We start from the raw sequence: 13,730 nt of genomic DNA on the forward strand, positions 1-13,730 counted from the left end.
AACAATGTATTATATTTATTGTATATGCTAATTAATTAAAGAAGTGGAGATAATAGTCTAGATATTGATTCTTTAAATTTTATTGCTATACCTCGTTGTAAATATAATTCTCTAGTTAGTTTCAATGATACTTTTACATCATCATAAAATACTTTTTCTAATTTTTCTGCTGTTTCCGTATCATAAATTATAGCTATAACTTCAAAATTCAATTTGAAGCTTCTTACGTCAAAGTTAGCTGTTCCAACTGATGCTACTGTACCATCTATAACTACTGTCTTTGCATGTAAAAATCCATTTTCATATGTGTAAATTTTAACACCATATTTTAGTAGCTCTCCAGCATAATAATAAGTTGCCCAATGAACAAATAAATGATCAGGTTTGTTAGGTATCATTATATTTACATCTACTCCTGAAAGAGCTGCTATTCTAAGCGCTTCCATAACACTTTCATCGGGCGCAAAGTATGGTGTTTGGATCAATACGCTCTTCCTTGCTGAGCTTATTAACTTAACGTAATTTTGCTTTATTGTTTCATCTCGTTCATCTGGTCCACTTGAAACAATCTGAATTCCAGCTCCTGATTCTTCCTCTTTCACATTTAACTCAGGAAAATATTTAGGCTGATAACTTAAATCCTCTTTCGTTGCATTTCCCCAATCAAGGAAAAATCTTCTTTGCAAGTCAATTACAGCAGAACCTATTATTTTAACGTGTGTATCCCTCCAATAACCAAATCTCTTATTTAGTCCAAGATACTCGTTTCCTACATTGAATCCTCCAACAAAGCCTATTTTCCCATCTATAACTACTATTTTTCTGTGATTTCTATAGTTTATTTTGAAATTTATAAGTGGTATCAAACTTGAAAAAAATTTACCTACTTTTCCTCCAGCATTAAGCAATCCCTCTAAAGATTTTTTATTAAGAGATCTACCTCCTATTGAATCGTAAAGGAATCTAACTTCTACTCCCTCTTGTGCTTTTTTCTCAAGTAATGCTATCAGTTTTTTTCCTAAATCATCATTTTTAACAATATAATACATTACATGAATACTTTCTTTAGCACCCTCTATACACTTAAAAAACTCCTCAAACTTCTCTCTACCATCGGTAAATATTTGAACCTTGTTATCTTGAGTAAAAAACGATTGATTTCTAAACAAATTCATTTTTATTATATCTTTATGTATTTCATTGTTTTTATCTATAAAAATTAGTTTATTTGAATTAACACTATCTTGTTGCTTTTTTAAAAAATCCCCAAATGTTTTTCTAGCATTAATTTTCATAGTAAACAGTTTTTTTCTGCTGAAATTTTGTGATAATAACAAATATAATACAAAACCTACTCCAGGCAAAACAAGCAAAACTAAAACCCATGCAAGCGTTGCCGTTGGGTCTTTTCTCTCCAAAAAAACGATAAAAATCGCAAGTATTATATTTAATAAATAAGCAACTGAAATTGAACTAAATACACTAAACATATTAATCACCTTACAAAACATTATTTTTAAAAATATATTAATTATATTTTAATTTTATCTATACATTAGTATTATATCTATAATCTACTCTATGTAAACCATATTTGAATATTTTATCATTATTAATATATACCTATTATTAAGTAATTGTATTGTAATTAATATTTTTTGTCAAATAAATACTTTTTTGGTATCTTTCTATTTAAAACAGATAAAAATAAACACCCATAAAAATATAAGTTTTTATGGGCGCATAACTAGTCCTTGTAAAATAAAAATTATATTAAATTAATTATAAATAAAATAGATAATTATTAAGAAAATTAATAAACTAAATATTAAAACAAAATCATCCCTGTATTTTTTAAAATAATCTAACATAAATAAATCCTTTTGATTTATTATATCATTAGACTTTATTTTGTCAATAAAATATGATAATTTATATATGATTAATATTCCTTTTTTAAATTATATATACATTTTATAACATAAGTTCTATTTAACTAAAATAGCAACTTAAGCTTTGCTATAAAATTATCTACATCTTTTTTTAACTCATTATCAGATATATTTCCATTCATTAGTTTATTAGATTCTTCTTTCATAAAATAGTACAGTAGATTATTTGGTGAATTAAATGGAATATCATAAGCAAAAAGCTTAATATATTCTTCTGATAGATTACCATTTTTAACATTATTATTTATTATTTTCTCTATTCTTTCTATATCTTTGTTGTCGTTTCCTTCAAATTTAGTTTGCGTCATTTTAATAGACTCATATAACTTTTCTTGATTATCATTTTTAAACGTAAAATTGCTACCCATAAATCCATCTTCAATATTTCCAAATTCATTTTTATAAAAATCTGGTGATATCATGTAGTTAACTAAATCGTATATATTATCATTATCTACATTTTCTCCTATATATATAGCACTAGATATTTTAATAGGAGAATAAACAACTATAGTATCATTTATTGTTTCTGCCTCTTTTCCTACCCTAAACTCACCATTTTCACTATCATAAGGAATATACCAATTATATATATTACGGCTATCTGCGACTACTAAATATAAATTAGTTTTTTGGTCTATCAAACGTTTATACGAACTTTGATTTGCGCATTCATAATTAAATACTTTTTCTTGTGCCACTTCCTTTATTGCTTTTATTACATTTATTTTATATTCGTCATCTATATTTTTGCCTAGTTCCACAATATTTAAAGGTAACATATATTTTGCTGCCTTTTCTTCTATGTACATTCTATTTATAACATACTCGTTATTAAACTCTGCTCCCTTTTCTATCATCTCAAATACTATGCTTCTGTATTCAGGATATGATAACATATCTTTTTCAATTGTTATATCATAATAATTTAAAAGATTTATATCTAATAAATCAAGTTTTGCCTCATACGAGCATGGTATATATGGTAAACATTTGAAGCTGTCACCAATATTTTCGTAGTTATCAATTTTAGTATAATCAGCATGTTTTTGTGATACATTTTTCATTTCATTAGGCCCACCCCAAACAATACTATTTGCATTGTATAAGCTTGCATTTCTTTTCAATACATAGTCATCATATGTCATTTCGTCATCTGTATAGTAGTGTATCTCCAGTGGTATTTCATTTTTTGAGCAATAATTTCTGACTTTTGGCAATAAATCATGCATTGACGATGTATATTCTCCATCGTACATCCATATATGAACTGTATTATTGCTAGTATCGATGTTTTTGTCAGCTTTGCATGATGTTAGGGACAAAACTAGTAGACTAATTATTATAAACCATATATATTTTCTTTTCATCATAACCTCCAGTAAAATTGTACTATTAAAGTAACACTTATTTATATTAAATAGTATATTATTATTCTATTTTATAACGTGTTCTTTTATATGAATACCAACCACATTTGCAAATATAAATATCCTCATATTCAAGCCTTACATAATGATATGGCTCTTCCTCATATTTTCCTGTGACTGGATTAAATATAGTATCTACACCATCAAAGACTTTCTTACCAATATAGATTGATGTCTCTAATTTTGGTCTATGATGTCCATCTGGATAATAGTCACAAAGTTCAACAGCATAAACTGTTGCAGTCAATGCTATAACAAGCAATAATGTTAAACATAAAATTTTACTTCCTTTTTTCATTTTTTCCTCCAAAATTATTTATTTAATATTAATTTTTATATATAAATTAGATACTCTAATAGTACATACAATAATATAAATTGTAATAACAATTTTTCTCATTATCCCCCTCCTGCTTTCGTTAAAATTTTAATTTCAACTTATTTATCATATCATCTACATCATCTTCCAAATTTACATTATCTAAATTATTGTTTAATAACTTATTAACTTCATCGGTAATAAATATAGATAAACCAAAGTTAGGTGATAAAAAATAATCATAACTTAACATTTCAACATATTTTTGTTCTAAATTGCCACCTTTTATATTGTCATTTATTACTTTGTCTAGTTTTTTAATTACTTTTTCATTTTTCTCATAATATTTGTCATAACCTGTATATTTACCTTCCATATCATATAAATAATACTTTAAATCATTATTAAATGTATAATAATATTCAACCATACTCATATTTAACAATTTTATATATTCTGGCGATAATATATAATTTACAATATCATATACGTGTTCATTTGTTACCTTATCACTAATGTATATACCATTGTTTATTACTCCAGGCCTAAATACTACAACACCATCCTTTAAATTTTCTACCAGTTTTAAACTTTCACCGTTTGAATACATAGGAGAAAACCAATATTGAACAGGAAAATTTGTAAAAGATATCCACAATGGCAAGTTTGTATGTTGGTCTATCAATTGATTACTTAATGCATTTGTATAGCTATAATCATCATAAAAATTATCACTTGCAATTTTTTTTATAGCGTTTATTAAATTTAATTTATAATTATCATCTAAGTCCTTTTCCGTTGCTGTAGTACTTAACCTTAAACTATAATTATTAACTATATTATCTATATATAATTTTTTTAATAATTCTTCATTTGTAAACCTAGCACCTTTATCTATTAGCTCAAATACTAAATTTATATATTGACTGTAGGAAATCATATCTTCTTCAATATTTATATCATAATAATCAAGCAATTCTTCGTTTAATAGCAAGCAATAAGAATTATGAGAACACGCAATAAAAGGAAATTTTTTAAAATTATCGCCAACATTTTTGTAATTCTTAATTTTATTATAATCTGCATGTTGAGTAGGTAAACTTTGCATTTCTCTATATCTTCCCCAAACAATACTGTTGCTTTGAGCTAAGCTTACATTTCTTTTTAAAATGTAGTCTTCGTACGTCATTTCCTTACTTGTAAAATAGTGAACTTCTAAAGGTATATTATTCTCTAAGCAATACATACGAATACTTGGAAGTGCATTATAAAATGAACCTTCTATTTTATCCCCATACATCCATATATGAACTGTATCATTATTTTTGCCAGCTTTACAAGCTGTTAGTACTACTAAAATCAATAGAATAAAAATTAATAATTTATATTTTTTTTTCATTTTATACTCCCTTTGTTATGTCCTCTAATCTTGCTATGATTTTTAGAATTATAGAGTCTTGAAAATAAATGCTGTTTTATATTATATATATTATTATTTAACTAAAATCGCAACTTAAGCTTTGCTATAAAATTATCTACATCTTTTTTTAACTCATCATCAGATATATTTCCATTCATTAGTTTATTAGATTCATTACTTATAAACTCATATAGCGATGAATTTGGAGTATTAAATAACACATCAAATTGTAAAAGTTCAACATATTCTTGTGAAAGATTTCCGTTTTTTATATTACTATTTATTATTTTTTCTATTCTGTCTAAGTCTTCTTTATTGTTTTCTTTAAACTCTAACAAAGATTCACCATTCAAAATTACATATAATTCATCACTTACATCGTTTTTTAACGTGTATATTTGAACACTGTCTTCTGCCTCATAACACCTATTCTTTATACACTCAGTTGATAGTATATAATTTACTACATCATATACTTTTTCATTTTTTACATTTTCTGCTACAAACACAGAATTAGTTATATATAACGGCTTAAAAATCATAATTGTGTCAGATATTGAATCTACTGTTTTCATAATACCAGGCTCTCCATTATAAGGAACATTCCACAAGTCCATATCTATACTCTCAGCTACTGTCAAGTAAAGATTAGTCTTTAGGTCTATCAAACGTTTAGACGAACGTTGATTTACGCATTCATAATTAAATACTTTTTCTTGTGCCACTTCCTTTATTGCATTTATTAAATTCTCTTCATATTCATCATTTATATTTTTGCCTAGTTCCACAATATTTAAAGGTAACATATATTTTGCTGCCTTTTCTTCTATGTACATTTTATTTATAACATACTCGTTATTAAACTCTGCTCCCTTTTCTATCATCTCAAACACTATACTTCTGTATTCAGGATATGATAGCATATCTTTTTCAATTGTTATATCATAATAATTCAAAAGATTTATGTCTACTAAATCTATTTTACCAATATATGAGCATGGTATATACGACAAACATCTAAATCCTTCTCCAACATTTTTATAGTTATCAATTTTAATATAATTGGCATGTTCGCTTGGGAGACTGCACATTTCATTAGCACCACCCCAAACAATATTATTTGGATTATTTAAGCTTGCATTTCTTTTCAATACATAATCATCATCTGTCATTTCATCATCTGTATAGTAATGTATCTCTAGTGGTATTTCATTATCTGAGCAATAATTTTCGACTTTTGACAATGAATTATGCATTGATGATATATACTCTCCATCGTACATCCATATATGAACTGTATCATTATTTTTGTCAGCTTTACATGATGTTAATATAAAGATAAATAATACAAGCAATGCTATAAAAAATATATTTTTTCTCATTTTATTTCTCCTATTAAATTAATACTATTAGCAATAACTCACTATTTATTTAATTTAAATACGTTTTACTTGAATATATTTCATAAGTTCTCTCACTATAACCATACCACCCGCATTTACAACATGTTATATCTCTATAGTGGTAAATATAAAAATAGAAATCTTTTTCTTCGTAACACCCTTTCTCTATATTATAAATTGTATCTGTACCAGCTACTCTTTCTTTATCTAAAAAGTAACTATTTGTTTCGACTCTATGGTGTCCATCTGAATAATAGTCACAAGGCTCAACTGCAAAAACTGTTGCAGTCAACATCATAATAAACACTAAAGAAAAGCACATTATTTTATTACTTGTTTTTCTCATTTTATTCCTTCCAAATATTTTAATAGTATTAATTGTACACCCTTAATTATTTATAAATTAGCTTTTGCTAATAGTATTCATACTAATTCTTATTAATGCTAGCTTTAGTTACTTCTTGTATAGTTGTTTTATATTGGTTATTATGTTTACAAGTAAAATTGTAATTATAATCAAATATATAAATCCTATTTTTAACACAATTATTTCATAGCAATTAAATCCATACTTAAAATTATGCATTAAAAATTCTTTGATTAATAAATACAGAGTATCTAAATTTTTAATAGAAGTAATATTTATGCTAAAAGGTAATCTTGTAGTAAATAAATTTTTCATAGCATATACACATATTAAAAATACAAATATAATTACTACTGCTAAGCATATAATCGTTAGTAACGATAAAACGTTATTTTTTTGCTTTATGTACTGATAAGCTGTTATAATTCTATTTAGTTTGCAATATCTTTTTTTATACTCTTGAATTACTATTTTTAGTTTTTTTATTAGTAACAAAATTGTTAAAATACAAACCATCGCAATCAAAAAACACAATATAACTTTCAAAACACTATATAAATCATTATAGTCTTTTATACTGTTATAATTTATGTGTCGATATTCTAGAGCTGTCTGAATTATATCTTTATCAACATATTCGTATTTGCTACTTTTTTCTACGTATAGGGTTTGATTTACTATATTATTTTGTTCAAGTGAATCTAAATTTTTAAGAATTATATCATTGGTATCTAAAAGTATACCATTTATAAAATAGTTTTCGCCTTGGAACTTAAGTGTATTACTTATCGCATAGTCTTTAAATAACTTTTCTAAAAATTTTTCTCCAACTATAGCCTCATGTTTTTCTAAGGATATAGATTTGTTATCTAACCTATATTGATTTAAAATTATATTTATATTTCCTTCATATACCTTGATCGTCTTTCCATCAATTAGTACATCATATACATTTGCATAGTCATATGCATACATTTTATCTACAAGCTGCTGTACACTTTCAGGAATATAAAATGATTCAAATGTTATTTCTACTAAATTTGTGTCTATATGATTGTTAACATAACCCAACATAATTATTGTAACTAATATTAGTACGAGTAAACATATTATACTTTTCTTCATTTTACTCTAACCCTCATATTCATCTTTAACTTAGATGTTGGATATTTTACAACATTTTTAATATCATTAGGAGATACACGCCAATTATCAATTGATATACCCAATTCGTTTTTTCCTACAGTACTAATCTCACACGACTGTTCATATAACACATTCTGTTTACCCAATATAGTTTTTTCTTCAACTATAATATAAATTACACCACTTGCACCTTCTTTTATCCCCTCATATGATAAAAATGCTGTTTTAGGTACAATAGTATCACATTGTGTGTCTTTTACTATTTCTAATTCTACATTAGAATAAAGTTTCATTGTACTTTGACTTAATCCTTCTACATCAAAATACACTTGTCCATAATCTTGAAATTCATTATAATCTACCATCTTAAGCTGTAGTATGTTGTTATTTTTAAATTGAATTTTAGGTCGTTGATTTACTACCTTATTCAACACATCACTACTTACATTTGCTTCTACATACACATTGGTATCATAATAGCAATATCTACAAATTAGTTCTCCTTTTTTTAGTTGTACATTTTCTGAAATATAATCTATATAAACTTTATTGGAAACACTAAATTCTCCACTTTGATTTATTTGAATATTTTCAATATCATCTTTTATATTTTCATTATTATTTTCTGATTTTACCGTAATAGAGTTTTTATCAACGATGTTGTTAGCTGTTACTAGTTTAAAAAGTGATTTATCCTCAACTATTTGAGCGCTTTTTATATATACATTTTCTAAAGATAATTCATCATTTGCATAAATATCTATATAGTATTTAGGTCCTATTACACCTGTGAATTCATTGACTTCTTTTATAATGTCATTTGTTTTAACCCTTGATGCTTCAACAACATACAGCCTATTGTTATTTATTATCATAATAAAAACGCCTAGTGAAAAAATAATTAATATAAATATAGAAAATAATTTTATAACTTTTTTTAATATATTGCTCATATTTTTTTACCTCCACTTATAGAAATCAAAGATTTTAACTTGTCTATGTTATTAATAACAAGTGTTAATACTGGGAACATAAATATAATACTCGATGCATAAAACACTTCTTTATTTGCTTTATAGAGTGTGTTTAAAAATATAGATGCAGGCATTTTAGACATAGAATTTAAAAAAATTAACGGTTGCTCTATCATATTCCAATTCTCTACAAATATAAGAAGCGCCAATGCCATAATAGCATTTTTAGAATACGGGATAATAACCTTATATAAAATTTGAAAATTGCTTGCTCCATCTATTTTTGCTATATTTATAAGGTTTTGAGGAATATTTTGATAAAACTGTTTTAGAAAAAATACCCCTAATGTACTAAATATACCGGGTAGAATAATTGGCATATAGGTATCAAACATTTTTAAGCCCATGCTATTTTCTACAGAATTAAAGAAAATTACATTTGGTATCAATGTTATTTGCAGTGGCAAAAGCATAACAAATATATATATAATAAATATAATATTTGAAAGTTTATTTTTTCTAAAAGCAAAGTAGTATGCTGTCAAAGCTGATAAAACAATTTGTCCAACAATTATGAGAGCTACAATAAAAACTGAATTGATTAACATTTTAAACAACTCAGGCTGTTCAAATACTAATTTTATATATTGCTGAATATTAAAAGCAAACGGTATGAATGATTTACTTTTTGATACTTCTACTGAATCCATAAATGAGTGTGATATAGTATACAACACTGGTGTAAAAAATGTTATCACAATAATTATTGATAAAATAAATTTTATTATTCTTTTCATTTTTCCTCCACCTAACTATTTAACTAATTTTTTGTTTCTGTAGTTTCCCCAAGTGACAACAGCAAGCAACATAACTAAAATAATAATTAGAAATATGTCCGCCGAAACTACAAGTACATCTGGATGAAATTTTTTTAACTTTATGTATAAATAATTTTGTATGGTAAACATGCTAAGCTCAGGAATTTCACCGAATATAGCAAATGTATATTTAAATATTCTCAGAGAGTTGTAAATACTAAGTATTATGGATAAAACTAATGCATTTGAGTGAAGTGGTAGTATGATTTTGAACAATACCTGAAAATGATTTGCTCCATCAATCCTAGCTGCCTGCTCTATGGATTTGTCTCTGCTTTTTAGCGATATAAGCATAATGAGATACGAATAACCTGTGCTTGCCCACAAAAAAACTACTCCTAAAAAGCCTATGCTACCTAATTGCTCATGAAAGCCGTCATACATTATTTCTTTAAAAAAACCCGAAACTGATAATGCAGGCAATACAATTGGAAGTATGATAACCATTTGAATTACTACGGAAAAATCAAAATATTCAGTCAAATACGCAAGTATAAATCCAAGTATAACAACTATAGGTATATATATAATCATAAATAGAAGTGTGTTTTTTACTGCTATAATAAATGCTTCATCACCTAGAACACCTTGACTGCTTAACATGTCAAAATCAAAGTCAAACTGCAGCAATATAAAAGGAATAATAAATAAAACAAACACTCCAATTATACTTAGAAAGGAATATTTAACTAACCCTCTTGTATTCATAATACAATCTTCCTTTCAGTAGCTTTATCAAATATATGCATATCTGATTTACTAAAGCATATGTTATATTTTTGGGATTTAACTATGCTTGTACTTGCATCTACTTTAACAATAATATTAGTATCAGCATAGTTTAGGTATATTAGTTTTTCTGAACCCAACAATTCTATTGCTTCTATACTGCAATTTTTTAAAACTATATCATCTTTTTTTAATTCATCACTTGGTATTTGAATAATATGTAGGTGTTCTGGTCTTACACCAACTACAATATCTAAGTTTGTTTTAGGTATGTTGGTATTTTTTTGAGGGAAGTTTATTGCTAGTGATGTATCTATATTAAATTTTAATTGTAACTCACTATTGTTTTTGTATAGCTTTGCATCTATAAAGTTCATTTGTGGTGTTCCTATAAAACCTGCTGTGAATAAGTTGTTTGGATTATTGTAGAGATTTTCGGGAGTATCTATTTGCTGTATAATTCCATCTTTTATAACCACTATTCTATCTGCCATAGTCATTGCTTCTGTTTGGTCATGTGTGACATATATAAAAGTTGTTTCTAACTGCTTATGTAGTTTTATTAGCTCTATCCTTGTTTGCATTCTAAGTTTTGCATCTATATTTGACAATGGCTCATCAAATAAAAATACTTCTGGTTGTCTTATGATAGCTCGTCCAAGTGCTACTCTTTGTTTTTGTCCTCCTGACAATGTTGCAGGTTTTTTATCAAGGATGTCATCTATTTTTAAAGTTTTAGATATATTTATAACTTTATCATATATTTCTTTCTTTTTTAGTTTTTTTAGTTTTAGGGAAAACGCCATGTTGTCATATACAGTTAGGTGAGGATATAAGGCATAGTCTTGAAAAACCATCGATATGTTTCTTTCTTTTGGTGATACATTATTTACAACATCATCACCTATTCTAATTTCTCCTTTTGTAATGCCCTCTAATCCTGCTATAATTTTTAAAATTGTTGATTTTCCACATCCTGATGAACCAACAAGTACTAAAAATTCTTTATCTTTAACTTCCAAAGTCAAATCCTTTAAGGCTGTAAATCCATTTGGATATGTCTTTGTAATCTTTGACAATAATATACTGGACATTTAGCATCTCCTATTTTTATAAAATATGGTTATTTTATCTGAAATTATTTACATTATAGTATCTTTTACATATTTATACAATTATTAATTTTCGACATTTTTTTTATATATTTTAAATAAAATTTTTTTTAGTATATAAAAAAACCCTTTGTCTTAATGGTGCAAAGATTTTAATAAATCCTTACTTCAACTATCGACAAAGAGCCTAATTTTTTTGTTTTATTATGTTTATGCGTTTTTTATGTTAATTATTTACTTTTTTATCTACTGAAGCTTTTATAAATTCTCTAAATAATGGATGGCTTCTCGTTGGTCTTGATTTGAATTCTGGATGGAATTGGGCTCCAACAAACCATGGATGATCTTTCAGTTCTACTATTTCTACTAATCTGTTATCAGGAGATACACCCGTTATTTCTAATCCGTTTTTCTCCAAAACTTCTCTATAATCATTATTAAATTCATATCTATGTCTATGTCTTTCAAATATTATATCTTGGCTATCATAAGCAGCTTTTGCCTTTGAACCATCTTTTAATTTACAAGGATATTCACCAAGTCTCATTGTACCACCCTTGTTTTCAATATCTATTTGGTCTTCCATAATATCTATCACTGGATGTGTAGTGTTAGGATTCAGTTCTGAGCTATTTGCATCAGTATATCCAACAACATTTCTAGCAAATTCAGTAACTGCCATCTGCATACCTAAACAAATTCCAAGGAAAGGAACTTTGTTTTCTCTTGCATATTTTACTGCAAGTATTTTGCCTTCTATACCTCTATCTCCAAAACCACCTGGAACCAATACTCCATCACAATCCTTCAATAAATCAACATAATTATCTTCGTTAACATCTGTTGCGTGAATCCACTTTATTTCAACTTCCGCACTGTTTTCAATGCCACCATGATTCAAGCTTTCTGCAACTGACAAATATGCATCTTTTAATTCTACATACTTTCCTACTAACGCTATTTTTACATTTGTATTTGTATGCTTGGATTTATATAACATTTTTTTCCAATATTCTAATTTAGGTTCTTTGCAATCTAATTTTAATTGTTCACAAACTATTTTTGCAAGACCTTCTTCTTCTAATAATAATGGCACATCATATAAGCTATCTGCATCCATATTTTGAATAACATTTTGTTTATCTACATTACAGAATAAAGCAATTTTCTCTTTTTGTTCTTTGCTTAGTCCAACTTCTGTTCTGCAAACTAAAATGTCAGGTTGAATTCCTATACTTCTAAGCTCTTTTACACTATGCTGAGTTGGTTTAGTTTTTAATTCACAAGCCATTTTTAAATATGGAAGCAATGTAACATGAATATACATCACATTTTCTTTACCAACATCAAATTTAATTTGTCTTATTGCTTCAATAAATGGTAAACTTTCTATATCTCCTATTGTTCCGCCTATTTCTGTTATTACAACATCAACATCTTGCACCTCTTGCGCTCTATATACCATATCCTTTATTTCATTAGTGATATGTGGTATAACCTGTACAGTTCCGCCTAAATAATCGCCACGCCTTTCCTTGTTGAGTACAGACCAGTATATTTTACCTGTAGTAATACTACTATATTTAGTCAAATTTATATCAACGATTCTTTCATAATGTCCTAAATCTAAATCAGTTTCTGCACCGTCATCTGTAACAAAAACCTCCCCATGTTGATATGGGCTCATAGTTCCTGGATCAACATTTATATATGGATCAAATTTTTGTAATGATACTTTTAACCCTCTCGATTTTAATAATAATCCTAATGATGCTGCTGTAATTCCTTTGCCTAGTGATGACACAACTCCGCCTGTTATAAAAATATACTTCGGCATAATTTCCTCCTAAATTTTAGTTAATATATCATTTTTTATTGTTAGATTATCCATATCCCCTGAAAATAAAAAAGCAGAGACAAAAAAAGGGGTTTTTTTTTTAGTCTCTCCGCTAACTTCAAAATCTATAAAATTATTTACTAAATAATTTTATATTAATTCA

The 13,730-nt window shown here is 26.6% G+C and carries 12 protein-coding genes; all 12 read right to left on the minus strand.

Annotation, left to right across the window (positions count from 1 at the left end; translation table 11 throughout):
* Positions 1 to 35 precede the first annotated feature (35 nt).
* The 12 genes from cls to JYG23_RS09715 all read right to left on the minus strand — a co-directional run bounded on the left by cls (position 36) and on the right by JYG23_RS09715 (position 13,570).
* Positions 36 to 1,490 (minus strand): cardiolipin synthase, encoded by a 1,455-nt coding sequence (gene cls, locus JYG23_RS09660; protein ID WP_242631554.1) that lies wholly within the window; start codon positions 1,488 to 1,490, stop codon positions 36 to 38.
* 506 nt (positions 1,491 to 1,996) lie between these two features.
* Positions 1,997 to 3,322 (minus strand): hypothetical protein, encoded by a 1,326-nt coding sequence (locus JYG23_RS09665; RefSeq protein ID WP_207235472.1) that lies wholly within the window; start codon positions 3,320 to 3,322, stop codon positions 1,997 to 1,999.
* A 61-nt stretch (positions 3,323 to 3,383) separates the two neighbouring features.
* A complete protein-coding gene (locus JYG23_RS09670) occupies positions 3,384 to 3,680 on the minus strand; it encodes a hypothetical protein (RefSeq protein WP_207235473.1) in 297 nt (98 codons plus the stop codon).
* A gap of 121 nt (positions 3,681 to 3,801) precedes the next feature.
* Positions 3,802 to 5,100, minus strand: coding sequence for a hypothetical protein (locus JYG23_RS09675; RefSeq protein WP_207235474.1), 1,299 nt, complete (start codon positions 5,098 to 5,100; stop codon positions 3,802 to 3,804).
* 101 nt (positions 5,101 to 5,201) lie between these two features.
* Positions 5,202 to 6,503, minus strand: coding sequence for a hypothetical protein (locus JYG23_RS09680; RefSeq protein WP_207235475.1), 1,302 nt, complete (start codon positions 6,501 to 6,503; stop codon positions 5,202 to 5,204).
* A 49-nt stretch (positions 6,504 to 6,552) separates the two neighbouring features.
* Complete coding sequence (locus tag JYG23_RS09685; RefSeq protein WP_207235476.1) at positions 6,553 to 6,870, minus strand: hypothetical protein; 318 nt, start codon at positions 6,868 to 6,870, stop codon at positions 6,553 to 6,555.
* 108 nt (positions 6,871 to 6,978) lie between these two features.
* On the minus strand, positions 6,979 to 8,016 hold the full coding sequence (locus JYG23_RS09690; RefSeq protein WP_207235477.1) for a hypothetical protein: 1,038 nt from the start codon (positions 8,014 to 8,016) through the stop codon (positions 6,979 to 6,981).
* Positions 8,013 to 8,990, minus strand: coding sequence for a hypothetical protein (locus tag JYG23_RS09695; RefSeq protein ID WP_207235478.1), 978 nt, complete (start codon positions 8,988 to 8,990; stop codon positions 8,013 to 8,015). The genes JYG23_RS09690 and JYG23_RS09695 overlap by 4 nt, the downstream gene beginning before the upstream one ends.
* Positions 8,987 to 9,808: a carbohydrate ABC transporter permease gene (locus JYG23_RS09700; RefSeq protein ID WP_207235479.1), complete on the minus strand. Its 822-nt coding sequence runs from the start codon at positions 9,806 to 9,808 to the stop codon at positions 8,987 to 8,989. Before JYG23_RS09700 ends, JYG23_RS09695 begins: the two co-directional genes overlap by 4 nt.
* A gap of 15 nt (positions 9,809 to 9,823) precedes the next feature.
* Entirely contained in the window at positions 9,824 to 10,597 is a 774-nt protein-coding gene (locus JYG23_RS09705) for a carbohydrate ABC transporter permease (protein ID WP_207235480.1), read from the minus strand.
* A complete protein-coding gene (locus JYG23_RS09710; RefSeq protein ID WP_207235481.1) occupies positions 10,594 to 11,712 on the minus strand; it encodes an ABC transporter ATP-binding protein in 1,119 nt (372 codons plus the stop codon). The genes JYG23_RS09705 and JYG23_RS09710 overlap by 4 nt, the downstream gene beginning before the upstream one ends.
* Positions 11,713 to 11,956: 244 nt before the next feature.
* Entirely contained in the window at positions 11,957 to 13,570 is a 1,614-nt protein-coding gene (locus JYG23_RS09715; RefSeq protein ID WP_305848860.1) for a CTP synthase, read from the minus strand.
* Positions 13,571 to 13,730: the final 160 nt, after the last annotated feature.

This window comes from Sedimentibacter sp. zth1 (genome assembly GCF_017352195.1).
Taxonomy (GTDB): Bacteria; Bacillota; Clostridia; order Tissierellales; family Sedimentibacteraceae; genus UBA1535.